The organism is Aliinostoc maniaoense (assembly GCF_058172895.1).
This window is the reverse complement of record NZ_CP187952.1, coordinates 5,759,791-5,785,100: the sequence shown is the minus strand read 5'-3', so window position 1 is coordinate 5,785,100 and position 25,310 is coordinate 5,759,791. Positions and strand designations below refer to the sequence as shown.

Genomic DNA, 25,310 nt, shown 5'->3' with positions numbered 1-25,310 from the left:
ACTGCCTACTGCTACCCTCACCACGTAAGTATGGCTAGGTGACACTGGGCAAATAACAATCAAGTCTTACTACTATATAACTATGATGTTAATTTTACGATCAAGATAATAGACTACTAATTATGATACTGTATCCAATAAGTCAGCATAATTTTTAGTAGCGGAAGAATTTAAAAGTTTATTGAGAAGATACAACTTTCATTGGGTTTATATCTTATTAGGGTTGACAAAAATTACATTTTATGAAACAGCAAAAATATATTCTGATTGGAGGCAAGTAGGAACAATTTCCAGACAAGAAGGCACTATTTATCAAAATAGGCTTAAAAATCAAAAGACGTAAATCGTGTTCTACATTTTAGGAGTAACCAATGGCGAATCCACAGCATAAAAAATCCGAACACCAATTAAAGTCTCTATTAATTTATGGCATCAGTTCTAGTTTCATCCTATCGAGTTGTATTTTGCCGATTAATGCTGAAACGGTTCAGCCAAGAAAGGGCAATTTTATTATTGCTTCACTACCAATAGATGACCCAACATTAAAGCAAAGCATTAATGAAACTAAAGTTCCTGAAGCTGCATCCCAGAAAAATCAAACTAGAATTGAGTCTCCTTTAAAACCTAAGAATAATACAAATACATCTAATAGTATTAGTTCCAATACAGGCAATAGCTCTAGTAGCAACACTGCTAATAATAGCAGTAGTTCTAATAGAAGTAATAGCAATAGCTCTAGTAGCAACACTGCCAATAATAGCGGTAGTTCCAATAGACGTAATAGTAATAACTCCAGTAGCAACACTGCTACTAATAGCGGTAGTTCCAATAGACGGAATAGCACTAACTCTAGTCGCAACACTGCCAATAATAGCGGTAGCTCCAATAGACGTAATAGCACTAACTCTAGTCGCAACACTGCCAATAATAGCGGTAGCTCCAATAGACGTAATAGCAATAACAGAAACTCAAGTGATTCCCAACCTGTAATATCAGCAAATCATTCATCTAAAGAGCCTACATATAGAGACATTGATTTTGTCGATATTCCCTTTGGAATACTAGCTCCTGGTGACTTTAAATCTGAAGGTAGGTACTTTCATTTCTACAGATTTGAAGGTCAAGAAAATCAAGTAATTCAACTCAGATTGACAGGTAGTGTAGATAGACGGCGTACCAACAATTTGAGTTTACAACCCTATATGTTTTTGTTCGATCCCGATAACAATGTGATCTTGCGAAGGGGTAGTTCAGGTATTAGCAAAAATATTAGGGATGCTTCCGTATTTGCCAAACTGCCAGCAACAGGCACTTATACTATTGCTGTTACTAGCGCAAATCCAGGTGATATAGGTCGTTACACCTTAGCATTGAGAAATGATAGAGCTAGCTACATCGAGGATAATTTTAATGAATTAACCGAGACGAGTCCAACATTAAAAAACGGTAATTCATATAATGTCACTAAATTAGAAGGGAAAAAAGGCCAACTAGTCAGCATTCGGGCAGATAGTGTATTTGAAGATTTTTCTCCCTTTATCGTCTTGTTAGATGCCAAAGGTAAGGTGATATCTTCAGATAATGACAGAGAAGGTCAATATAGTGCCTTAATTGATCGAGCTAAATTACCTGATGATGGAACTTATTATGTAGTTGTGTTTTCCAAAACACCCACTAGACGAGGTAGATATAGATTAACTGTTTTCTAATATCTGGAGACAGGGGCGCAAAAATTTGTGTCCCTGTGTGTTTCGATGATTTTAGGACTTACGCAGGTGTCACAGTAAAAGGGAACAGGGAACAGGGAACAGTCTTTTAGGGTGCGTCAGAGTGTTTATATGCTGTTGATAAAAAGACTTTTGGCATCTGACGCACCCTACTAATTAAATTAATACGTCAAAATTTTGTCCACAAGGTGCAGAGATAGTTTGGGAGCGTATGGTGAATTTTACTATTCAAAATGTGTTTATTAATGCTGATGATAATTATATTACTACTGATGTACAAATTGTAGATGGAAAAATTGCGGCGATCGCTCCCAACTTAAATATCGTCGGTACGGTGGTTGATGGCAGCAATAAACTGTTACTTCCTGGTTTTGTCAACGCTCACACTCATTCCTCAGAAATGTGGCAACGGGGCATTATGTCAGCTTTGCCCCTGGAATTATGGTTAGCGGAATTGTATGATTTTGCACCCATTGACACTGAGCAAGTTTATTTGAGTGCGTTAGGTACAGCCGTAGAAACACTATTGTCTGGGGGTACGAGTGTTGTAGATCATTTGGTGTTAATTCCCGAACAAGAGTTAGAAACTATCGCCTGTGCGGTGCGTGCCTATCAAACAGTGGGAATACGGGCTTTTATCGCCCCCCTCATTCAAGATGAATCTTTGACGGCTGGGATACCGACTGGGGAAGCAAATCTCACCCACGAACCGTTTTTTCGGACTACGGCGGCTACTTTGGAAATTATGGAAGCGGCTATTCAACAGTTTCATCGCCCAGAGGAGGGTGTGAGTTTTTTAGTCGCACCTACGGGGATACAGTTGTGTAGCGATGTTTTATTTCAGGGGTGTATTGAGTTAAGCGATCGCTATAATATATGTCGTCACTCTCATTTGCTGGAAACTAAAGCCCAAGCCAAACTTGCTCAAGAAAAATATGGTTGTAGTGCTGTTACCCATCTTAAAGAAATAGGTTACTTGAGCGATCGCACTTCCTTAGCTCATTGTGTGTGGTTAGATGACGCAGATATTGCCATCTTAGCAGAAACTCAGTCTACAGTAGTTCACAATCCCCTTAGTAATCTGCGTTTAGGTAGCGGTATCGCCCCGATTTTAAAATATCAGCAAGCTGGAATTAACGTCAGTTTCGGTTGTGATGGTGCTTCTAGTAACGACTCCCAAGATTTACTAGAAGCCATCAAAATTGGTTCTATTTTACACAACGTCACCGATTTTGATTATCGCCACTGGATAACACCCCGCAAAGCTGTAGAAATGGCTGCCCTAGGGGGTGCAAAGGGATTAAACATGGCAGATAAATTGGGTACTCTCACTGTAGGGAAACAAGCGGATTTAGTGCTTTATGACTTGACTAATTTATCATTATTACCCCGTACAGATCCCATCGGTTTATTAGTTTTAGGTCGTCCCACCAATGTAGTTAATAGTGTATGGGTAAACGGTAAACAAATCGTTGCTGATAGTCAAGTGACTACAATTAACATTGATGAACTACGACAAGAACTATTTAACCGCAGCCAGTGGACTACAAAACGCCAGTCGCCAACAGTAGCAGAAATTGAGGCTCATTATCGTCATGTTATGGATTTGTAAAATGTAGGTGAGTTCGACGAATTTGAAAAACCCCTCTCCATAGCTTGCTTCTCGTAGAGTACCTCTCCCCTGCAAGGAGAGAGGCTTAAAAACCTTAATTTTTAGTTGCCCTTTGAAGATATTTAAGCCCCTCTCCGCGTCGGAGAGGGGTTGGGGAGAGGTCATCGAACTCACGTTAAAATGTAGGTGCGTGTATGAAAAATGCAGATTTTCGTGTATGCTTTGTGACCAAATATCCTAGCGATATAAGGGAGCATACATGGAACGCGCAATTTCTGCCTTGGGAATACTGGTATTTATTGCCATAGCTTACGCCATCTCGGTGAAACGTGACGCTGTGCGCTGGCGAACTATAGCTTGGGGTTTAGGGTTAGAGTTTGTCTTAGCAATAGTCATTCTCAAAACGCCTTGGGGGTTAAATGCTTTTAAATCCTTGGGGGATATCATCAGCAGTTTTTTAGCTTTCTCTGATGTCGGTGCAAAATTTGTATTTGGGGATAACTTTAAAGAACACTTATTTGCTTTTCAGGTACTCCCGACAATTATTTTCTTTTCTGCCTTTATTAGTGTCATGTACTACTACGGCATTTTGCAAAGGGTAGTGTATGCTTTAGCGTGGGTGATGATGAAGACTATGAAAACATCGGGTTCTGAGTCTTTATCTTGTGCTGGTAACATTTTTTTAGGGCCGACAGAAGCCGCATTAATAGTTAAACCCTATGTAGCTAAAATGACCCAATCAGAACTCCATGCGGTAATGACTGGGGGCTTTGCAACTATTGCGGGGGGAGTTTTAGGCGCGTATCTTTCCTTTGGTATCCCACCAGAGCATTTAATTGCAGCTTTTTTTATGACTGCGCCGACTTCCTTAGTTGTATCAAAGTTAATGTACCCGGAAACGGAAATATCTGCAACGGCTGGTAAAGCCAACATGGAAGTAGAAAATACTTATGTCAACGTCATTGATGCTGCTACTACTGGTGCAATTGATGGTGTCAAGTTAGCGGTGAATGTGGGAGTAATGATTATTGCCTTTTTGGGGTTGTTGGCGTTTGCTAATGCTGTTTTAGGATGGTTAGGTGGGCGTGTTGGTTTACCGCAACTATCCTTAGAATGGATTTTGTCTTTGGTGATGTTTCCGGTAGCATTGTTAATGGGTGTCCCTTGGGCTGATTGTGGACAAGTAGGAGCATTATTAGGTAAGAAGACAATCCTGAATGAATTTTTAGCTTATGTAGATTTAGGAGAACTGATTAAAAGCCAGAAAATATCTCAACGGGCAGTAATTATTGCAACTTATGCCTTATGTAACTTTGCTAATATTGGTTCTATTGGTATTACTATAGGCGGTATTACTGGCATTGCACCCCAACGCCAACATGACTTAGCCCGTATGGGTGTGAGAACGATGATTGGGGGATTACTAGCAGGTTTTATTACTGCTTGCATCGCTGGTGTTTTACTGTAATTCTTAATTACGAATTACGTAAAGCTTGCGGCATAGCTGCGCTTAGAGCGTAGCGGGGGGAGCATCGTTACGTAGCTTGCTACTCTCCGAGAACGCTCCGCGAACTCGCTTTGCGAGTATTACGAATTACGCCTTTTCTTCACATAGCCTAATTCCCAATTTTGTGATTGCTTTAACTGATTGTATTGACCTTTAATGATCAACTTTAAAGCAATCCGAGTATTGAGATAACCTTTGAGTAAATAATATCCTGGTTTAACAACTACACCAGAAACCACAGATTGATGGGCGCGGTGCATGACTCCACAATAAGTCTTTCCTTCAGGCAAAGTAAGTTTAAATAAAAACTCAGATTGATAACCATTGGGAACCATAAATACACCATATACATTATGTTGACCCCGCCACGGCTCAACTACAATTGTTTCTGCCGATGTATAGTATTTATTGTTTGTGGTGTTAATAAATCCCCATTTGGCCGTGCAATCCCTCAGAGGCGATGTCTTGACTATATCTAAAAGATAAAATATACCTAAAATACTCACTAAACTCAGTATAAATACAATAATAAATCTTGATTTTAAAGATTTCCTAACCACTAGTCATACCCTTAAGATTGATTTGCTCTTGGCTATTTTAACTAGTAAAACAACAGGATGTCGCACTTAAATCATAGAATATAAAATGCGCCTGTAGAGGGAAAAGTAATTCATTACTAATGATAAACATCGACGATATAGTTTATCGTCCCGACAGCAACAGATGGATTAATTGGAGAACGAGAAAATGACATTGAAGCAGTTAGCAGCATGGGCGCAATCCCAAATTAATAATACTGCTGAACTGGAAGTCAGACCAGATATTGGTGTGGCAATTTTACAGTTAATTGATGAACTTGAACAACTACAAAATCGTGTTCAAGAATTAGAAGCAGAAAAACATCCTGACGGCATTGCAAATTTTTTAAAGTAGACTCTGACGCTTGTGGCATCCATTGATTTGCTATGGGCTAGTTTAACAAAATTTAGGGGCTGCCCCAATGTCTCACAGAAAAGCCCATTACGTAGCTTGGTTGGGCGTAGTGGTATTACGTAAAGCCTGCGGCATAGCTGCACTTAGAGCGTAGCGGGGGGGAGCATCGTTACGTAGCTTGCTACTCTCCGAGAACGCTCCGCGAACTCGCTTTGCGAGTATGACGAATTACTTTCTACCATCCCAACGAAAACAGCAGGCGGAAAGATTGCTAAATGTGAAAACTTATACGTAAATAAGGTAGCGATCGCTAGTTGGTTGTTAAATTAACAAAGAATCTCTCAAATCAAGCAAGTTAGCGGCAATCAACAATGGTATCTACTACTGCACGCTTCTCGGATGTTCAAAACCATTGGGCGCGTCCGTTTATTGAAGCCTTGGCGGAAAGACGCATTTTGAATGGCTATCCTAACGGTACTTTTCGCCCGGATAACTCAGTCACTCGTGCTGAGTTTGCAGCCATAGTTGCGGCTGTTTTTAATATGGCTGTCAAACGTCCCTATATTTCCTTTAGCGATGTTCCGGCGACTCATTGGGCGGCTGGTGCAATTAAAAAAGCTTATGAAACCGGATTTTTAACTGGCTATCCTAATCAAATTTTTGGGCTGAATAATAGAATTGCCCGTGGTGATGTTTTAGTAGCTTTGGTGAATGGCTTAGAAATTGCTACTAAGGTTAAACCCGATTTATTAGAGAAATTACCCCAAATTTATCAAGATGCGGCTAAAATTCCCGGTTATGGTAACAATCAAATTGCGATCGCTACTAGTACGGGTTTAGTTGCTAGTTTCCCCAATACTAAATTACTCAATTATACTATCGCTGCCACTCGTGCTGATGTCGCTGTCATCGTCTATCAAGCTTTAGTTTATCTTGGCAAGGCTGAAACAATTAACTCTGTATATCTGGTAGTTCCCCCCAGTAGTTCGTCTCCCTCAACCGTCAAAGTTAGCCATCAAAGAGAGTTTCGCGGTGCATGGTTAACAACAGTATGGAATAGTGACTGGCCTTCTAAAGCGGGACTACCTGTGGCACAGCAACAAACCGAACTAGTTAACATTCTCAAGCGACTACAAGAACTCAATTTTAATGCTCTAATTTTACAAGTGCGTCCAGAGGGTGATGCGTTGTATGCTTCCGCCATTGAACCTTGGAGTGCTTGGATAACCGGAACACAAGGGAAAGCCCCAGAACCATTTTATGATCCTTTGGAGTTTGCGATCGCCCAAGCTCATATGCGTAACATTGAAGTTCACGCTTGGTTCAACCCCTACCGCGCCAAAACCAGCATTAAAGGTACTCCCAATGTCCAACCCCACATAGCTATAACCAATCCAGATGTAGTATATCAATGGGGTAATCAGTTATGGATGGATCCAGGCTCAAAAACCGTGCAGGATAGAGCCTATAACGTCATTATGGATGTTGTGCGACGTTATGACATAGACGCTATTCACCTCGATGATTATTTCTATCCCTACCCCATCGAAGGAAAATCTTTCCCCGATGATAAAACCTACGCTGCATATAAATCCAGGGGTGGCACACTCAATTTAGCAGACTGGCGACGGGAAAACGTCAATCAAATGGTATTGCGACTATCCCAAGGCATTAAAGCTATAAAATCCCATGTTAAATTCGGTATTAGTCCCTTTGGCATTTATCGCCCTGGACAACCACCGGGAATCACAGGCTTAGATGCTTACAATGTCCTATATGCCGATGCTAAAAAATGGTTAGAGCAAGGCTGGATAGATTATATCGCCCCGCAACTATATTGGCGCACTGACCAAACTAAACAAAGTTATCCTGCATTACTCAAATGGTGGACAGAAATTAATCCCCAACGACGACATATTTATACAGGTAACAACATTTCCCAATTAGACGGAAAAGCCTGGAAAGATGAAGAGATAGAAAAGCAAGTCAAAATCAGCCGCAATTTAGTTAAAGATTTATCCTTGGGGAATATTTTCTTTAGCATGAGTTCCATTACGGACAATCGCCAAGGTATTGCAGATAAATTTAAAGGCTCACTTTATGCCACACCTGCCATAGTACCCACAATGTCTTGGCACAATCAATCTCCACCACCGCCACCCAAAGAACTAGAGTTCAAAAACGGTAGACTCAATTGGCAACCAGGAGATAATCAACCTGTACGCTCTTGGACACTCTACCGTCAAACCGGAGATACTTGGACAATGCAAAGAATATTATCAGCCGGTACAACTTTCGCCACCGTGCAGCCGGGAACTTACGCTGTTTGTGCAGTAGATAGATTAGCTAATGAAAGTGAGGGTGTAGTTATTACTGTGAGTTAGGGGGCAGGGGGCAGGGGGCAGGGGGACAAGGAAGATAAGGGAGACAAGGGGGACAAGGGGGACAAGGGAGCAGAGGGGCAGGGGGAGTGTGGGGAGAGAGGGGAGAGAGGGGAGTGTGGGGGGAAAGATTTGTTCTCCACCATGCCACACCCCTACACCCCTACACCCCTATACCCCTACACCCCTACACCCCTACACCCCTACACCCCTACACCCCATCCCAACCGCGCTTCTAGGCTACTTGAAAACTAAAGTTAAGACTAGCCCAATTATTCACATTTAATATGTAACCATCCGTAGATGTACTTGTGGCATCTGTTTTGATGTTGCTAGCATTGTGTAAGTCTTGCAGTAAGGCTTGGGCAATGACTAAAGGATTAACTAGTGTACTAATTGGTTGTTGGTCGCCTGTGGGATATTTAGCAGTTTCTAAGGCTTGCAAGGTTTGTGTAAAGGGTGCGGTACTCAAAATTAATTGGTATTCACATTCATAGCCTGGCCCTGAAACTGTCCATCCTGATGTGACGGCGTTTTGTGGTAAGGTGATTGTCTCACTAGGGGCAATCACTATAGGTTTCAGTTGCAGTTTATTATCAGAAGTGTCGTCTTCTGGGATAATTTGCCAAGGATAAAAAGCGATCGCTGTTCGATGATTCTTAATTCCCAATAGCATTAAATAAATTGGGTTTTGGCTGTTGTTCTGGACTCGATATTGGATTCTGCTGCCAATGGGAATGACTGGCGTTGTCAGGCTGGTATATTGGCTAGTGGATGATTTTTTGGCAGTAGTGTCAGTTACCGCATTTCGCAGGGTTTCCCGTTGTAAGACTGCTCTCGGTGCAATTCCCACCACTTCTAAACTTGCTTTTACAGGTAAGCGAGAAGAACCTTCATTTTCTGTGAGTCGCCATAACTTGGCTGCTAATAACGTCGGTAATTTTGTCGCTAACCGCAGTGCCGCTACTTTCACCGCTTCCCCAAATTCCCCTGTGGTGCTGGGTATGGGTTCGCCGCCGAGAGAAAATAAACCGTAGCGGCTGGGGGTTTGTAGTAGTTTACCGAACACGTAATCTGCTGGCTGTTCTCCTTCTACAACGGTGGAAACGTGGGAAACGGCAGCAAAAGCACTAGTAGCATCGACTCGTTCGATTCTTTCTAGTCCAGTATTTAAAGCTACTGTTAAATTAATATTTCTCGGTAATACCCGCAAACTTTCTTGGAGGAGTTGTCCTACTTGCAGGGGGGTGGCATCACTGATTTTAGCAAGTTGAGCTTTGGCTGTTAAGCCTGTGCGCGATCGCATGACTAACTCTTGTCCAGTTTCTAGAGCTAGGCGAGAATTACTACCGTAGTATTCTAAAACCTGGGCGGGTAATCCTCCTAACCATATCTGTGCTGTTTTACCGTCGTCTTCGGTGGCAATAATTGCCCCTTCTGCCCCAATAGTTCTATCCGGCAGAATATTTTCTATAGTTACTCCCGCTTGATTTTTTTTCTTACTCACGAGTCCTGGTTGTTGTTTGCTACCCAACTGAGACATCGCACTAGCAACACGGGAGAAGCTGACTTGAATGGCTGTCGATGGGGTGGACTCCCATAGCTGTTGAGTTAAAGCGTAGGTAAATAACCCTGTACTAAATCCAGATAACAACACTTCCCTAGCGACTTGTTCAGTATTGGAGGTAGCCGATAGCACCAGACCAGGGCTACCCACTTCACCATTTGTAGTTTTGCTGGCGATTTGAGTTTTGAGTTGTTGCAGAAACTCTAGTTCGGCGGATGCTAATTGCGCTTGAGCTAATTCAGAACGGGCGCGGATTCTCAGTCCTTTCGTTTGAACTGTCTCAGGAGGATAAAAACTAGTATCTAAGACTGCCGTTACTCGCTCTGTAGACAGCGATCGCAATAATAATAATAAGGTTTCTTCTAATAAATAATTAGCTGCTGAAGCATTTTGTAATGCTTGATTGGCATCTGTAGGGACTAAAGCATTTTTTGATTGGCTTGGTGCTACCTGAATCCGCGTCCCATAACCGCTAAAATGAAAAACTACCACATCCCCAGGCTTGGCTTGCTGGGTGAGGTGTTCTGCAAAAGCCGCCTCAATGAACTCTCTGCTAGCTTCCTCATCCGTCAGCGTCAAAATATCTGAAGGTTGGAAGCCAAACCGATGAATTAACAATTCTTGTTGTAGTTGTACATCAGTCAGGCAACCACTGAGAACAGGAATTTTTTGGTACTGGTTAATACCAATTAATAATGCCAATTTCCGTGGTGTTGGCTGTGCTAAAGCTTGATAATAGCGATCGCTAAGATTCAACCATTCAGCTTCAGTCACACCCAAAACAGCCAGTATTGAGCCAATCTTTTGTATAAAACTCCGACGCTTCATAGTCTAAGGGTGTAAGGGTGTAGGCGTGTAAGGGTGTAGGGGTGTAGGGGTATAGGGGTGTAGGAGGTGTGGGAGGTGTGGGAGGTGTGGGATAGTGGAGAACAAATCTTTCCCCCCAGACTCCCCTCTCTCCCCACACTGCCCCTGCTCCCTTGTCTTCCTTGTCTTCCTTGTCTCTCTGCTCCCCTGCTCTCCTACTCCCCCATACCCTTATACCCCTTTTAGGCCAATACTTGTACTCGCATTGCTCTAGCTAATTCTGCGGCCACTTCGGGACGAGAAAATTCTGGTGGGGGTAATTCACCACGACGGAGCATTTCTCTTACCTTTGTCCCCGATAGGTGAATGCGCTCCTGTGGTTGGCTAGGACTGGTTTTGGTAGTCGCCATTTGTTTGGTGCGGGTGCAGTAGAACGCGTGTTCAAACTTCATGGGGACAATACCCAATTCCTCTGGCTCAAATTCATCGAAGATATATTGAGCGTCGTAAGTACCATAATAGTCACCCACACCGGCATGATCTCGACCGACGATAAAGTGAGTACAGCCGTAGTTTTTCCGCACTAAAGCATGGAAAATGGCTTCACGGGGGCCAGCATAACGCATGGCGGCGGGATTAATTGCTAAAATTACCCGGTCTGCGGGGTAGTAGTGTTCTAGCAAAATCTCATAGCAGCGCATCCGCACATCCGCCGGAATATCATCTTCTTTGGTTGCACCGACTAAGGGATGTAAAAATAGACCATCGACGGTTTCTAAAGCGCACTTTTGAATATATTCATGGGCGCGGTGAATGGGGTTGCGAGTCTGGAAACCGACAATAGTTTTCCAACCCTTCTCTCTAAACATCTGCCGGGAAGCGGCTGGGTCAATTTGGTAGGCTGGGAAATATGGGTGGGGATGGCGTTCCAATAGCCAAACATCACCGGCTAAGTTCACCGCACCTTGGTTATAAACTACCTGTACCCCTGGATGTTTAGCCTCATCGGTACGGTAGACATTAATGGCTTCGCGGGTTTTATCGTAATGATATTTTTGTGTTAGCTGTAAAACCCCGACATATTCACCTTGGGGGTTATCCAGACGCACAAGACTACCTTCTTTTAAAGGTGCAGCCACTTCTTCACTGACTGAAAGTGTAATAGGTATTGACCAGACCACACCGTTAGCTAGACGCATTTCGGCTACTACTCGGTTGTAGTCTGCCTCATTCATAAAACCAGTGAGAGGACTAAAACCACCAATCGCAATCATTTCTAAATCAGAAAGGGAGCGATCGTCAAGTTGTACCCGTGGTAAAAACTCGCCCTTGGACAGAAATTCTTCTCTTTGTTCCGGTGTGGCAATACGATTGACTAACTGTCCACCGTGCGCTGCAATGGCATCTGGATGCTGACTCAAATTAAACCCCCCTCGGTGATAACTATAAATTGTTGCGAACTATGTACTAACTTATCAAAATGCTGGTACGACGAAAAAAATAGTTTGACTCATAGACGGAGGATTTTTATTGAAAGCGACGGGAAACTCCAACCCAAGAGTGGCTGGAGAGGGATAGTCGCCCCTTCGCTTAGGGCATAGGACATGGGGCATTGGTGATCTCTTCCCTATGACGGCAGTTGCTACAACGGAGGAAACCTCCGCAACGCACTGCCTCCCCCATGCCCAATTCCCCATGCCCAAATCTTTCACTTCACACAAATATTTTTAAAGAATTTTGATAATATGCGCCTGTGTTTGGTATTTCTGAGAGAGTCATGACATTTAGGAGTACACCCTATGGCTAAAATCAAAAGCCCCGCAGTTGCAGATTCCGGCGCGCAACCTCCCTATACTTTCCGTACAGGTTGGGCGTTATTGTTACTAGCTGTTAACTTTTTGGTAGCCGCCTATTACTTCCACATTATTGACTAGTAGTTCAACCAGCCAAGTTTGCGGAGTTCGTAGTAAGAGCTAAAGCCCTCAAGTTAAGGACTAAAGTCCTTACTACTAACTTATTTACCAAGAAAACTTGCCTTGGTAGAACACTAGTTAACAGTTGAGTTCCTGGGCATGGGGTCATTCCCTATGCCCAATGCCCAATGCCCAATGCCCAATGCCCAATGCCCAATGCCCCATGCCCCATGCCCAATGCCCCATGCCCAATGCCCCATGCCCAATGCCCCATGCCCTATGCCCTATGCCCTGTTCTCAAATCGTTCCTTTAAATAAACCTTTGGGACGAATGAGCAGCACCACAATCATGATTAACAGAGCTACACCTTGCTTATACTGTGAACCCAACCAAGGTGTACTGACTTCTTGAACTATACCAATGATAAAAGCTGCGGCGATCGCTCCATAAGGATTACCAATTCCCCCCAAAATTACTGAAGCGAATAAGGGTAAAATCAAAAACCACCCCATATTGGGACGCACAGCTGTAATTAATCCATACATACTCCCACCCAGGGATGTCAGCGTCCCAGCAATTACCCAAGTCCACAAAACTACTTTATCTACATCAATTCCCGATACTTTGGCTAAATCTAAATCATCCGCCACCGCTCGCATCGCTTTGCCAATTTTGGTATTTTGCAGCAAATAATGCAGTCCCAAAATTGCCAACACTGCCAAAGCCAACACCACTAATTGGTTTTGTGGCACTCTCACACCAAAGATATCTAAAGCCGGGATAATCGGTAAATCATAATTTTGATTCTTGCCACCCCAAATTAAAATCATCCCATTCCGCAAAAATAAAGCCAGCCCAATCGAGATAATAATCAAAGTTGTGGAGTTAGCACGAATGGCGCGCATCTTCGACCACAGTAATTTCTCGGATAACAGCATGGCTAATACTGTACCAACTGCTGCCAAAATCATTGACAGCCAAATATTTAGTCCTAAAGTGTTTAAAAATAACGTCAAATAAGCACCTAAAGTTAAAAAGTCACCGTGGGCAAAATTAGACAACCGTAAAATCCCGTAAGTAAGTGTCAATCCGACGGCGGCTAAAGCAATAATGCTCCCCACAGCAATGCCATTGACAATAAGTTGAATAATTTGTGTATCCATAAGTTCGATCTAAATAAAGTCAGCTAATATTTATTTGGAATGATTTATCTAGTCATTCACTTTGATTTTTGCAATTATTGGACTAAGGAGTAGACACTAGAGGCTTTAGCTTTTGCCGTTTTAGAGAGTTTTAAGCGCAAGCGCAAACTCTGCCAACACACCATCAAATAGGAGTTTGATCCCAGATAATATTTTTGGTTGTACAGTAATGATAGACACCATAATTTATGATTGTTCGACAAAAAATAATTGTGAGCTAATATACATAGAATCCTATTCGCAATTTTTGCGTAATTTTCAAGTTGTCCAACGGTCTAGTTGACCATGCCGCAGTATTCAAGCTTACCAGAACACAACTCACAGATAGATGCCACAATTCCACAACTTCGGGCTGAGTTATGGCTGGAGAGCAGCTTGAACCAGCTACAACGCCGCCTGAATGATTTGCAACTGGCGATATTGCAGGCTATGCCCCAAAATACCAGCCCAGAAGCAGACATTTGGCAAACTGTGGTAGAGGAAATCAGCATGGCTGTAAGCAGTAGCGGCGTGGCTATTGCTCTATATCAACCAGAAGATACAGTTGGTAAAGTTTACTATATTTCTTGCCCTTCATCTGTTGATTCTCATGACTCAGTTGGAGAATTGATACTGAAAAATGGCAAAAAACAGCAATTAAAATTGCAAACTGTAATTAAACTTCAAGATTTGCAGGATTTTGAAACACAAAAACCGCCTCAAGCTTGGCCATTGCATGATCAATCTGGTGCAGTGATGGCATGGCTACTTATGGCTACCACTACAGCCAACTGTCATCTAACAAAAATGACAGCTGCACAACTACAACTAATTCCCCAATTCATGAGTCAAGCCGCCCAGCAGTGTGAGCAAGCCTTGATTCAATTGCAACATATACAATCTTTACAACAGCGATCGCAGTATTTTAGTGTCTCTAATCAAGAACTCAAGCGCACAAATCAACTAAAAAACCAGTTCTTAGCCAACACCAGTCACGAAATCCGTACACCACTCAGTTCAATTATTGGCTTTACTCACCTACTGTTAGCCCAAGGCTACGATCCCACCAGAGAACGTCATCGTGAGTATTTAAACATCATTCAATCCAGTGGTAAGCACCTCCTAGCTTTAATTAACGATATTTTGGATCTGTCCAAAATTGAAGCTAACCAGCTAGAAGTACAATGGGAAAAAGTGGATGTGCCAGAATTGTGCCGTAATGTTCTCACCTTAGTTAAGGAAAAAGCCGGCAATAAGGGGTTGAAATTATCTTTGGAAATCGCTCCCGATGTCACAACCCTCATTGCTGATCCCCTACGACTCAAGCAAATGTTATTAAACTTGTTGTTTAACGCCTTAAAATTTACCAGCAAAGGTAGTGTAGGTTTAAAAGTGACACAACAAGACTTACAACTACATTTTACTGTCTGGGATACAGGTACAGGCATATCCCCAGAACACCAAGCTTTACTATTTCAACCTTATTTCCAAATTCCCAATTCCTCCCCTAGCCAATATGAAGGTACTGGTTTAGGTTTAGCCGTAACACAACAACTCGCAGCCATTCATAATGGTTATGTAGAGGTGGAATCAGAAATTGATGTTGGTTCTCGTTTTACGATAATTTTGCCTCTAAAGCCGATGCGAGCAGTTTTATCAACAACAACAGAGGAAGATGAACAAGGATCATCCTCACAGCCCTTACCAACTCCCAGCCCTTGCAACGAAATTTTACTCGTAGAAAATGATTTACCAAATGGTGAACTGATCCAAATTCATCTGAGTAAATTAGGTTATCAAGTAACTTGGGTAAAAAATGAAATGGAAATGTGGGCAGCACTCGCCAACAAACAACCAGCCGTGATCCTCATGGATATCCGCTTACCTAATAGCAGTGGACTAGATTTGGTACACCAGTTACGAGAAAAACCAGAATATCACCAGATTCCTATTATTGCCCAGACAGCAATGTCCATGAAAGGCGATCGGGAAATCTGCCTGGCAGCAGGATTTAATGAATATATTTCTAAACCAATTGACTTATCCCTTTTAGCTGATTTAGTAGGTAAATATAGTTTAGGTAACAGGTGACAAGATAGATTACGCGATGTGCGACTTATTCTATAAACCCCTCTCCATAGAGCGAAGCTCTTCTCGTAGAGTACCTCTCCCCTACAACTGTAGAGACGTTGCATGCAACGTCTCTACTTTGAATCTTGCTCCCCTTCCCACTCCTTCGGAGAAGCAAGCTATGTAGGGAAGGGGTTGGGGGTTAGGTTTGAGAGAAGGTTGCACACGGCGTTAGATTGCACCTCAATGCCCAATGACAGCAGTTGCTACAACTTTGGAAACCAAAGCAACGCACTGCCTCCCCAATGCCCAATGCCCAATCCCCAATGCCCCATGCCCAATTCCCAATATAGAAATGATGCTGACAGAAAAACTAGAGAAACTCAAAGTATTATTTGCACAAATGGAAAAGGCTTTAATTGCCTACTCTGGCGGTGTTGATAGCACCTTAGTGGCTAAGATTGCTTATGATGTTTTAGGCGATCGCGCTTTGGCTGTAACGGCTGTTTCACCGTCATTACTACCAGAAGAACTGGAAGACGCGAAAATTCAAGCCGCAACCATTGGGATTACTCACGAAATCATCCAGACTCATGAAATGGCAAATCCCAATTACACCGCTAACCCAGTCAACCGTTGTTATTTCTGCAAAAGCGAACTACACGACAACCTCAAACCTTTAGCTGTAGAGTTGGGTTATCCCTATGTCATCGATGGCGTAAATGCCGATGATTTACACGATTATCGCCCAGGAATCCAAGCCGCCAAAGAAAGAGGAGCGCGATCGCCATTAGCAGAAATTGGTGTATCTAAATTAGAAGTCCGTCAACTTTCCCAGCAATTAGGTTTACCTTGGTGGGAGAAACCAGCCCAACCTTGTTTGAGTTCCCGTTTTCCCTACGGTGAGGAAATTACCGTAGCCAAATTACAACGCGTCGGTAGAGCCGAAATTTACCTACGAAAATTAGGATGGCAGAATTTGCGTGTCCGTTCTGAAGGCGACACAGCACGCATTGAACTACCGCCAGAAAAAATCAAAGATTTTGTCCTGATGACAGACTTAGAATCCGTAGTCAAAGCCTTCCAAGACTTAGGATTTATCTACGTCACCCTAGATTTAGAAGGTTATCGCAGTGGTAAATTAAACCAAGTCATCAAACCAGTAGCCACAGTTGACAGTTAATTATCTATTCCCCCCTGCCCCCTTGTCTCCCTTGTCTCCCCTGTCTCCCTTGTCTCCCTTGTCTCCCTTGTCCCCCTTGTCTCCCTTGTCTCCCCTGTCTCCCCTGTCTCCCTTGTCTTCCTTGTCCCCCTGCCCCCCTGTCCCCCTGTCCCCGCGCTGCCCCTAAATCGTCTCCGCCTCCACCGAGACTAAAATACAACCGTTAATCTTCCAAGTATCATCCGGTTGTTTTTCCATAAAATATAAGGCTCGCAGGGGTACACCGTCAGGTGCGAGTAGCAATACTGGCTGAGTAATATTGTCTTGAATAGTAGTAATTTTCTCAAAAAATACTGAGCGGGGACGGTAAACAGCCGGATAGCTCAGACTCACCATCCGCATAAAATTCTCTGCTGTTTGGAATTGTTCTCTAATTCCAGGAGTAGCAAGAGCGAAAGCTGCTTGAGCATCATCTTTTTGAAATGCTGCTAGTTGGCTTTCTATCACAGCACGTATAGCAATAAAATCTTTATCGGTAGCTTCCATAAATCTGCTTGCGATCGCCTAGTAGTAGTAAGATGCTCAATTTCTAGTTTGAGAGAGTTTATATTCTACTTGCTGGAGAGCAAATCGCCACACTTCATAACCCTCTGGCGATAAATGTATTCCGTCTGTAGTTAAATCTGAGCGCAAATTGCCATCACTATCTGTAAACCAACCATAAATGTTTAAGTAATTAACTCGTTCTTGTTTGGCAATCTGAGCGATTCTAGCGTTGAGATGACGGATACGACTATTAGAAATGGTGGATACGTGAGTCGGTAAGATGGATTGCACAAATATTTGAGCTTTCGGGTGATTTCGCCGTAAGCTACCCATGATCCGACGGTGATTTCTCAAGATTGTTGCATCACTCACACCTTTTCTTAAATCATTAATTCCAGCCATGATATAAATTGCATCCGGGCGGGTTTGGGAAAAGGTGGTTAGTCGTTTGACAATTCCGCTAGAAGTGTCTCCAGATATGCCTTGATTGAGCCATAACTTACCAGTCGGCAGTTTTTGTCTGGGAAACCACAAACTTAAAGAATCACCCACTAGTATACTCAGACGGTTTTTACCTTGGCCTTGAGCGATCGCTTTTGCTTCTAAAGCTAATAAACTTTTCCAATCTTCGTAAGTTAACTGCTGTTTTCCCCTTGATTCCCCTAATTCTTCAAAGTTGTCAACATCTCTACGGGTGTAAATTTGACCTGTTTTTAATGCTTCTAATCTTTGATAATAAAGTTGATTACCAGAAGTTAATACTACATTTGCTGGTTGATGACTAGGATTAAATAATGATTCTATTGATATGGGTACTTGTTGATTAGTCAATTCTGCTGAAACTACATCCTCACTAGAGAGTTTTTTTTGCTTACTCTTTGGTTCTGATGCTGTTGAAGGGGGTAAAAAATGACTACTTAATTCTGGTAAAGAAATGTTAAGCTTGTGCGGCAATAATTTCTGCCCCAATACTGGTTGTAAATCTTGTTGAGGATGGGATACTTGGTGACTAAATTCCGGTGTTGATATGTCACCCTTAAGGTGATGTTTGCTATCTGTGATTGTCTGCAAGTCTTTTTTGGCATTCCACTCAGAGCTATGCTTTTGTGGCAATAGAATTGACATCTGTGGAATAGCGGATGCTGGTATTGCTAATCCTGTTAACAATCCTGCTGCCAACAGATAAGAATCCCTCATCGTGGTTTTTCTCCTGTAATTACTGCTTTTTCCTTTGACAGTCTTAGTTGTCCGTATTCAGGAAATTTTACGGTGGTCAAATTATCATTCTTATGTAAAGTGTATATTTCTGTAAACTAGGTTAACAATATTATCTTTGACAATTTACAAATTCTTTAAAGCATATTTTGTCAAGTTAAGGCTTACGCATCTCTACGTTAGTTAGTTGCCTTAGATACCTAAAATATCTCTTGATTATTACTGGATTATTTTTATCTAATCGAGCTTAAACAAAACTGCTCTAGGGCAGGTTGATGATCTGTCTGTTTTGTTACTTAAGATATTTACCCAATAGTATTGCTTGCGGTATATATAGGTCTAGATAATATTTCTCCCCTAAAGTATTTAATACTGTGAATTAAATATTACACAGTATTAATATTTTTACATTACAAAATTTAATTATGTGTTCTGACACATTTAAATTAGGTTCTATTGATGAATAAGCTAGTAATAGGTGCTAAGATTTATGCGAAGTAACTAATTTGTCCCCGAAATTTTGTGGCTAGAGCTAGTACAGCAATTGGAGTAAGTCCAATTATTAAAGAAACAGTGCAAAAACAAGCACATTCCACCCGTTTAACGCTAAAAGAGGTAATTCTCATGGGAATGTTAGCGATAGATAAGCTTGATGATCAAAGTCGTCAAGAATTAGCAGATCAAGTTCATCAAATGCAAGTAAACGGTGAAATTTAAATCTGCTTTTGAGAGTTAATAGTCAAATTTGCACATTGCCTAAACTCTATTCCGTGCTGACTCATAGGCTATTAACTAATCAGCAAATCGATAACGGCTTCCCAGTAGATAATCCTCATTAATCTCACACGAAACCCATCGACGTTGTAAAGTTTCAGCAACAAAACCAGTAGTGTTAGAACCTGCAAATGGATCTAGTACTACATCTCCTTCATCAGTCAAAAACTTGATGAAGAATCCAGCAAATCCTTGCGGAAATCTTGCGGGATGAGGTTTAATTCCGGCTGCTTTACAGCGTCGTAAATAAGCACTTTGAGATTCAGTGTTAGCAATTTCTAATAAATTGGGCGGAATTGCGCCTTGGTTATCTTTTTGGAATTTATCAGAAATATCATGTCCACTAGGACGAATTTGGGGTTTATAGCCATTTTTAAGCAACTGTTTCATACTTTTGCTGTATGGCTTTAATACTTTTCTGTTATCTGCTTTAGGGTTTGGTGTTTTTGACAACCACCAAACTATATTTACTGCATCTTTGACACGGACTCTTCTAATTGTCACCCATTCTGCTGGGGTAGGTAATCGTGCTGGATTATAATGGTAAAATTCTTGAGCCAGAAAAAAGCCGACTTCCTTACACAGTCTAATTAAAAGCTCGTATTGATAGATACTGCGTATAGGATTACCCGGAAGATAAGCACCACCTAAATCTAAAACAAATGAGCCATTGTCTACTAAAACTCTTTTAAATTCGTAGGCAAAAGGTAAAAACCATTCAATGTATTTTTCTGCGCTGGCGTTACCGTATTCTTTTTTACGGGTTAAGGCAAATGGCGGGGAAGTCAGGATTAAGTTAATACTGCTGTCTGGTATATTCGTAAGAATTTCTAGGCTGTCACCTAAATATGCTTGGCCGTATTGTTGTGTGTAATAAGGTGTAAAGTTGATAATTGTAGTTATTGGTTGTGAATGCAAGTAGAGTTTGACAAGAGAGTAATTTTAATGCGATCGCCTTTAGGGTTGAGTTGCTTGTGTCACATCCAAGATTATCCCACGCTACAAGCAATTTTACCAAAAAACTCAGGGGACAGGGGGAACTAAAAGTACCAACCAAACTTCTCTGCGTTCGCGGAGCGTGTCGTAGACAGACTCTCTTACTAGCTTGCTTCCCCGGAGGGGTAGGTTCTACCCCGCTAACATCCCCGATTTTTCCCCTGCTCCCCTGCGCCCTTGCTCCCTGCTCCCCTGCTTTTTCATTAAGCGTTAGATTTCGGTAGTTGAGCAAACTTTTCTGGATATATCTTGATTGCTAAATTTTGATCTTCACGATTAGCGAGCGATCGCTTGACTTCGCCCAAGTAAAGTGGTATAGAAAGTCCTGGTTCTGGGTGAATAATGGTACGCGCCCGCACTGTTAGCTGATCATCTCCCTGTCTACCAGAACGACCGAAAGAATAGAGATTACTAGCAGCTTGAATGAGGGTAGCTTCTACTTCGTCTGGGGAAATTTGAGGTGATAGAGCGATTACTGCTTGATTTGAACCATTATCGTAGACTAGAGTGTATTTTACTGCACCTGGAATCACAGTACGGCTCAAAGGCACTATTGACAGCGAAAATAAACCACCAGTTAGCACCAACATAAAGCCAGTTATACCTACTAGTCGAAAGCGGATACCCCATTTAAACAGAAAAGCTAGTATTGCCAATGCAGCAAACGCTAGGGTGGCAATACCCGACCATTGAGTATATTCAAGAAAGTCAGCTGTTGTAAGCATATCAATTGGCTACTTGGGTGTTTTTCGGTTCATGATTGACACACCCATTTTACCGATGAATGCACCGGCAAACTCATGGGGATGTTGTAAGGCAGATGTAGATGTAGGGTGTGTGACGCTGCCAAAGTATTTAAACATAGTCATGAGACTCATAGCGTCACGCACCAACCATCAATTGTGACAACTCATAACAGCCTTAGCGGCTAGACTAATAGTAATAATCAAAAATTTAAGTAGAACAGGGTAAATAATTCAAGGTTTGTAGTGAGAACTTTAGTTCTCTCTCCGTTCTCTACGTTCGCGGAGCGTGTCGTAGACAGAGGCTACGCCAACGCGTAGCGTGTCGTAGACAGACGCTCTGCGTTCGCGCAGCGTCCCGCAGGGAACAAATAAGGACTAAAGTCCTTACTACGAACTAAATATTGTTCTTTTTACATTATTTAACGTAGTTTAATTTCTTCAACTCGTTATACTTAAATTAATAATTTATATACAAATAGAACCGAATTAATTAACAAAAAATAGCCATAAAAAATGGCATCTTTAAAAAGATGCCCGTTATGCAGGAAAAACCCAATAGGGTTGTCCCTACACCTTCCCAACAATCAGCAACAGTGACTAATTAGATTAGTCACACTCACAGTCACAAACGTGAATATAATCATATTATTAACAACAACCTCTAAATAGCCGCAGTGTAACCACGGAAAATTAACACCATTGATTAATTTATTTTGTAGTTATAACTACTATTAATAGTCAGTTAATTTCAAAGATAATATAAGACTTATATTTAATTTTTTAACGACACGGAGGGGAGGCAGATTGCAGTGTGGATTTTCCTCCTAAAATCTTGTCGTTGTCTGAGCAGTGAGAATCCAGCACTTTCTATAGAGCTTTCGGTGCGTTACGGCTTATACCGTTTCTTGATAAAGATGCACTTTATTCTGTATTGTAGAGACGTTGCATGCAACGTCTCTACATCATTTATCTGGCGCAACTTCATAGAGAATTGGTATTACGCCTAACACACCCTACTTCTATGTGTAAGCGGAAATTAGTATTAGCTAATCTTGATTGCTTCTCAATTTCTCGTCATCTTGATGATAATGATAAACAGTACCGCCAATAGCTGCCATCAATAACCATGAGATGGTATTTAATCTAAAGTCAAAAAGGGTAACATCAACAGTATTAAATAGCAACCATTCTACAAAAACTACAAGATAACTAAAAAAGATTAATCTATTGGCTAAACTCTGAAGATGAGATGCTTTTAAAAGCTGGATACCTGTAAATAATATCCACCCTAATAACCCACAAAATAACACAGCACTAGGTAATCCCGTTTCCGCAGATAGCATCAAAAATAAGTTATGGGGATGACCTAAATCAACATTCATCTGAGCTTTATAAAGGGCTGTAAAATTACGTAATCCCCATCCTGTCCAGGGGTGCTGCTGAGTCAAAGACCAGGCAAATTCCCATTGAGTTTTTCGCATTAAAGCCAATGGACGATTTGGATAAAGGCTATCATTAAGCCTAGCCCAAAAGAAGGAAGGAACAAAACGACGGAAGATTTCAGCAATGGGTTGAGGTGCAAAAGCTGCCAACAATACACTAGTAATAATTCCAGATACAGCCACCACCAACCAACGCCAACCTTGATAAACTGCAAAAGCTAAACAGGCAATAATTGTAATTCCCCATCCATTGCGTGAGTTAGTCAAAATCAAGGCGGCAAAGTTGGCAATTAAAATGATTGGCAGTAGGGAGTACAGAATAGAAGATTGGGTTTGATTTTTTCTTCTGATACTCCATCCTTGCGCTAACAATAAACCTAACCCTAGGGTGAAGACAATTGCTAAATATGCTGCCAAAATATTAGCGTGCATGAAAATAGCGGACATTCGGCTGGGGGGAACGCCGCCAGGTGCGATCGCTACATCAACTAAAATCCACAAAACCTGTAACTGTAATCCCCAGCCAAAAAACAACTGTCCAAAACCCATAATCAGGACTGGTATAGAACCAATCACAAAAATTTCGGCTATGCGTCTTAACTGACTAATGGTTTGGATAAGTGCGCTTAGTCCTGCAAACAGCCATAAAAATGGCAATAAGTTGAATAACCCCACAAAAGCTGCCGTTTTATCCACAGCAAAGCTAGCAGATATAAACAGTAATACACTGAATACAGCAAAGCCACGGTTAATGGGAATGTGAATAATTGTGCGATATTGCCGTATCCAAGTGAGCAAGGCGGCTAAAGCTATAGCCACAAATCCCAAAAACGGAGTTAATGGGAAGATGAGTAACCCGACTTGCAGACAATTCCAAGGTAATTGCAAACGTGGGTTAGGATGATTAAAAGCTGACTTCAAGCTAACTCCCAACATTCACTACGGGTAAGACGAATTTGTGCCAAAGCAAACACAGTGGGGATAATTCTGCCGTAGTTAGTTGTAATCATTCTCCAACCTAAGTCTGCAAAAAACCATGCCCACATCATAGGCCCAACAAAGGCGAAGATACTGCGAACGGCACTATATCGAGCTGCGCTCAAAGTCATACCTCGCCGTGCCATTTGCAAAGTTACATAGCTTTGAAACTGTGTAGTTGCGGCTTGAGAACCTACAACTACAGCATTTTTTGCTACTTGATATTTAGCAAAGTGGATAGCAAATTGACGGGCAATTTGTTGCAAAATCAATGGTTGCACGATGGATGTAACAGCTAAGGCACTACCACCTTTGAACAATAAACTCAAGGGATCATTTTGTAATAAAGGTGGTAATGGTTCTTTAAATTCTGACTGCACCAGCTGATTTTGTAATTGTAGAGTTAACTTTTGTTTTTCATTGTCCGGTAATTTTTTCCAAACTTGTCCAAGAAGGTACAAAAATACTTCTGCTTCTAAATCAATGGTTGTTAAATCTTGAGAATAGGGAATTTTTAAATACTTACAAACCTGAATCAATGCCTGACGGTAAGTTATTTGCTCTGTTTGTCCTCGTAACACGGTGATGCCATCGGCGGCTAAAAAGCGAAAACGACTTTCTAAGGAGTCTAGCCAAGCTTGGTGGCTCTGACTTTGGATTTCGATGGGTTCAGGCGTGTGGACATAATCTAAAGGATTAAACTTACGGCTAAACAAAATTGCCGTTAAATCTTGTAATTCATCTTCATTGGCTAACTCTAATGCCGCCCTCAGCTCATCCAATTTCCCTGCCTCCTGTTCATAGAGCGTATCTGTACCCTATTCTACTATTAGCTTTTGATAGTCATTAGTAGTTTGGGTAAAACTCCTTGTGGGTAGAGGCAGTTGCTATCAAACAAAAATCTAAATCGTGTTAGCGAAGCGGTGCGGGAGCATCGGCTGAGGAATTAACGCCCTAAAAGTACCGTGACTATGTCAACCTCTGAATTTTAGATTTTAAATTTTGGATTTTGGATTGTTTTTGGTACAAGCCCCACCTCTGCTGGGTGGAACAAATCTAAAATCGTCAATCTAAAATCTAAAATCCCAAATCTAAGATTGATTGACACCGTTAAGTTTACGAGTGTTGTCAACTAAACTCTGAGCGAATTGATCAAATCTTTGAGAAAGCTTTTCATCTAAAATTTTACCTTCAGAATTGAAAGCAGCATAAGCTTGCCCGATCGCAATTTGTTCTGGAATTACCCAACCATGAACCCAACGCATAATCAAGCGCAGGTCATTTAAAGCGTTGCTGTTAGACTGACCACCGAGTACACTAATAAGTCCTGTGACTTTGCCAGATAATTCCTCAAAACTCATTAAATCTAGAGCATTTTTGATCACACCGCTAACACCACCATGATACTCAGGGGTGGCTAAAACTAATCCGTCACTGTTGCGGACAGTATCACGCAACCTCTGCACATCTGGATATTCCGAATACTCTTTAGCTCCCGTGCAGAATGGTAATTGCAACTGTCGTAAATCGAGAATTTCTACCTCTGCACCGATAGCTTCTAGCCTTTGTGCTGCTATTTGTAAAGCTAATTGGGTGTAGGAGTTGGGTCTTAAACTACCACCTATGCCAACAATTTTCACCATAGTTCACCCATCATTAAGTATTTATAAAATGCGAAGTCATTACGACTATGTTAATTATCTTAACGATTTATTCTGTCAGAGTCAAATTAAAAACAGGGTGTCGGGTGTC

Annotated in this window: 25 protein-coding genes; 11 read left to right on the top strand and 14 right to left on the bottom strand. The window is 41.7% G+C overall.

What is annotated here, in order from left to right:
- The first annotated feature begins 371 nt into the window (after positions 1-371).
- The 3 genes from ACPZ3T_RS25325 (at position 372) to ACPZ3T_RS25315 (ending at position 4,807) form a co-directional block, all read left to right on the top strand.
- Positions 372-1,709: a PPC domain-containing protein gene (locus ACPZ3T_RS25325; RefSeq protein ID WP_490272198.1), complete on the top strand. Its 1,338-nt coding sequence runs from the start codon at positions 372-374 to the stop codon at positions 1,707-1,709.
- A 232-nt stretch (positions 1,710-1,941) separates the two neighbouring features.
- Positions 1,942-3,339, top strand: a complete 1,398-nt coding sequence (locus ACPZ3T_RS25320) for an amidohydrolase (RefSeq protein ID WP_490277366.1) — start codon at positions 1,942-1,944, stop codon at positions 3,337-3,339.
- Positions 3,340-3,598: 259 nt separating this feature from the next.
- Positions 3,599-4,807, top strand: coding sequence for a NupC/NupG family nucleoside CNT transporter (locus tag ACPZ3T_RS25315; RefSeq protein WP_490272197.1), 1,209 nt, complete (start codon positions 3,599-3,601; stop codon positions 4,805-4,807).
- 119 nt (positions 4,808-4,926) lie between these two features.
- Here the strand turns inward: ACPZ3T_RS25315 and ACPZ3T_RS25310 are convergent, their stop codons facing one another.
- Complete coding sequence (locus ACPZ3T_RS25310; RefSeq protein ID WP_490272196.1) at positions 4,927-5,406, bottom strand: hypothetical protein; 480 nt, start codon at positions 5,404-5,406, stop codon at positions 4,927-4,929.
- A 187-nt stretch (positions 5,407-5,593) separates the two neighbouring features.
- On the opposite strand from ACPZ3T_RS25310, the gene ACPZ3T_RS25305 reads away from it, so the two are divergent.
- The 3 genes from ACPZ3T_RS25305 (at position 5,594) to ACPZ3T_RS25295 (ending at position 8,399) form a co-directional block, all read left to right on the top strand.
- Complete coding sequence (locus ACPZ3T_RS25305; protein ID WP_490272195.1) at positions 5,594-5,779, top strand: hypothetical protein; 186 nt, start codon at positions 5,594-5,596, stop codon at positions 5,777-5,779.
- 371 nt (positions 5,780-6,150) lie between these two features.
- Positions 6,151-8,163, top strand: a complete 2,013-nt coding sequence (locus tag ACPZ3T_RS25300) for a glycoside hydrolase family 10-like protein (RefSeq protein ID WP_490272194.1) — start codon at positions 6,151-6,153, stop codon at positions 8,161-8,163.
- A gap of 113 nt (positions 8,164-8,276) precedes the next feature.
- Positions 8,277-8,399, top strand: coding sequence for a hypothetical protein (locus ACPZ3T_RS25295; protein ID WP_490272193.1), 123 nt, complete (start codon positions 8,277-8,279; stop codon positions 8,397-8,399).
- Here the strand turns inward: ACPZ3T_RS25295 and ACPZ3T_RS25290 are convergent.
- The 3 genes from ACPZ3T_RS25290 to sat all read right to left on the bottom strand — a co-directional run bounded on the left by ACPZ3T_RS25290 (position 8,396) and on the right by sat (position 11,955).
- Positions 8,396-10,555 carry a caspase family protein gene (locus ACPZ3T_RS25290; protein ID WP_490272192.1) on the bottom strand — a complete coding sequence of 720 codons (2,160 nt, stop codon included), beginning with the start codon at positions 10,553-10,555 and terminating at the stop codon, positions 8,396-8,398. The genes ACPZ3T_RS25295 and ACPZ3T_RS25290 overlap by 4 nt on opposite strands.
- A complete protein-coding gene (locus tag ACPZ3T_RS25285; protein ID WP_490272191.1) occupies positions 10,494-10,694 on the bottom strand; it encodes a hypothetical protein in 201 nt (66 codons plus the stop codon). The genes ACPZ3T_RS25290 and ACPZ3T_RS25285 overlap by 62 nt, the downstream gene beginning before the upstream one ends.
- Positions 10,695-10,776: 82 nt before the next feature.
- The gene (gene sat / locus ACPZ3T_RS25280; RefSeq protein ID WP_490272190.1) at positions 10,777-11,955 is read right to left on the bottom strand and encodes a sulfate adenylyltransferase; all 1,179 of its coding nucleotides are present in this window, start codon (positions 11,953-11,955) and stop codon (positions 10,777-10,779) included.
- A gap of 378 nt (positions 11,956-12,333) precedes the next feature.
- On the opposite strand from sat, the gene ACPZ3T_RS25275 reads away from it, so the two are divergent.
- Together ACPZ3T_RS25275 and ACPZ3T_RS25270 are read left to right on the top strand one after the other, a co-directional pair.
- Complete coding sequence (locus tag ACPZ3T_RS25275) at positions 12,334-12,468, top strand: photosystem I protein PsaX (protein WP_490272189.1); 135 nt, start codon at positions 12,334-12,336, stop codon at positions 12,466-12,468.
- A gap of 138 nt (positions 12,469-12,606) precedes the next feature.
- On the top strand, positions 12,607-12,765 hold the full coding sequence (locus ACPZ3T_RS25270; RefSeq protein ID WP_490272188.1) for a hypothetical protein: 159 nt from the start codon (positions 12,607-12,609) through the stop codon (positions 12,763-12,765).
- Here ACPZ3T_RS25270 and ACPZ3T_RS25265 read toward each other — a convergent pair.
- On the bottom strand, positions 12,745-13,611 hold the full coding sequence (locus tag ACPZ3T_RS25265; protein ID WP_490272187.1) for a branched-chain amino acid ABC transporter permease: 867 nt from the start codon (positions 13,609-13,611) through the stop codon (positions 12,745-12,747). The two genes, ACPZ3T_RS25270 and ACPZ3T_RS25265, sit on opposite strands and share 21 nt — an antisense overlap.
- A gap of 324 nt (positions 13,612-13,935) precedes the next feature.
- On the opposite strand from ACPZ3T_RS25265, the gene hrmK reads away from it, so the two are divergent.
- Together hrmK and larE are read left to right on the top strand one after the other, a co-directional pair.
- Positions 13,936-15,720: a hybrid histidine kinase/response regulator HrmK gene (hrmK, locus tag ACPZ3T_RS25260; protein WP_490272186.1), complete on the top strand. Its 1,785-nt coding sequence runs from the start codon at positions 13,936-13,938 to the stop codon at positions 15,718-15,720.
- Positions 15,721-16,054: 334 nt separating this feature from the next.
- Complete coding sequence (gene larE, locus ACPZ3T_RS25255) at positions 16,055-16,882, top strand: ATP-dependent sacrificial sulfur transferase LarE (protein ID WP_490277365.1); 828 nt, start codon at positions 16,055-16,057, stop codon at positions 16,880-16,882.
- Between the two features lie 4 nt (positions 16,883-16,886).
- Here larE and ACPZ3T_RS25250 read toward each other — a convergent pair whose 3' ends face one another.
- The 3 genes from ACPZ3T_RS25250 to ACPZ3T_RS25240 are packed head-to-tail and all read right to left on the bottom strand — an operon-like array spanning position 16,887 to position 18,604.
- Positions 16,887-17,081 carry a hypothetical protein gene (locus ACPZ3T_RS25250; protein WP_490272185.1) on the bottom strand — a complete coding sequence of 65 codons (195 nt, stop codon included), beginning with the start codon at positions 17,079-17,081 and terminating at the stop codon, positions 16,887-16,889.
- Positions 17,045-17,407, bottom strand: coding sequence for a DUF4864 domain-containing protein (locus tag ACPZ3T_RS25245; protein ID WP_490272184.1), 363 nt, complete (start codon positions 17,405-17,407; stop codon positions 17,045-17,047). Before ACPZ3T_RS25245 ends, ACPZ3T_RS25250 begins: the two co-directional genes overlap by 37 nt.
- A 36-nt stretch (positions 17,408-17,443) precedes the next feature.
- Positions 17,444-18,604 carry an SGNH/GDSL hydrolase family protein gene (locus ACPZ3T_RS25240; RefSeq protein ID WP_490272183.1) on the bottom strand — a complete coding sequence of 387 codons (1,161 nt, stop codon included), beginning with the start codon at positions 18,602-18,604 and terminating at the stop codon, positions 17,444-17,446.
- 522 nt (positions 18,605-19,126) lie between these two features.
- Between ACPZ3T_RS25240 and ACPZ3T_RS25235 the strand changes: the two genes are divergently transcribed.
- Positions 19,127-19,339: a hypothetical protein gene (locus ACPZ3T_RS25235; RefSeq protein ID WP_490277364.1), complete on the top strand. Its 213-nt coding sequence runs from the start codon at positions 19,127-19,129 to the stop codon at positions 19,337-19,339.
- Between the two features lie 75 nt (positions 19,340-19,414).
- Here the strand turns inward: ACPZ3T_RS25235 and ACPZ3T_RS25230 are convergent, their stop codons facing one another.
- The 6 genes from ACPZ3T_RS25230 to ACPZ3T_RS25205 all read right to left on the bottom strand — a co-directional run bounded on the left by ACPZ3T_RS25230 (position 19,415) and on the right by ACPZ3T_RS25205 (position 25,201).
- Positions 19,415-20,314 carry a DNA-methyltransferase gene (locus tag ACPZ3T_RS25230; RefSeq protein WP_490272182.1) on the bottom strand — a complete coding sequence of 300 codons (900 nt, stop codon included), beginning with the start codon at positions 20,312-20,314 and terminating at the stop codon, positions 19,415-19,417.
- A 281-nt stretch (positions 20,315-20,595) separates the two neighbouring features.
- Positions 20,596-21,117, bottom strand: a complete 522-nt coding sequence (locus ACPZ3T_RS25225; protein WP_490272181.1) for a Ycf51 family protein — start codon at positions 21,115-21,117, stop codon at positions 20,596-20,598.
- Between the two features lie 9 nt (positions 21,118-21,126).
- Positions 21,127-21,255 (bottom strand): hypothetical protein, encoded by a 129-nt coding sequence (locus ACPZ3T_RS25220; protein WP_490272180.1) that lies wholly within the window; start codon positions 21,253-21,255, stop codon positions 21,127-21,129.
- 929 nt (positions 21,256-22,184) lie between these two features.
- Positions 22,185-23,516, bottom strand: coding sequence for an O-antigen ligase family protein (locus ACPZ3T_RS25215; protein WP_490272179.1), 1,332 nt, complete (start codon positions 23,514-23,516; stop codon positions 22,185-22,187).
- Positions 23,498-24,340, bottom strand: coding sequence for a YaaW family protein (locus ACPZ3T_RS25210; protein WP_490272178.1), 843 nt, complete (start codon positions 24,338-24,340; stop codon positions 23,498-23,500). Before ACPZ3T_RS25210 ends, ACPZ3T_RS25215 begins: the two co-directional genes overlap by 19 nt.
- A 309-nt stretch (positions 24,341-24,649) precedes the next feature.
- Positions 24,650-25,201, bottom strand: a complete 552-nt coding sequence (locus ACPZ3T_RS25205) for an NADPH-dependent FMN reductase (RefSeq protein ID WP_490272177.1) — start codon at positions 25,199-25,201, stop codon at positions 24,650-24,652.
- Positions 25,202-25,310 lie beyond the last annotated feature (109 nt).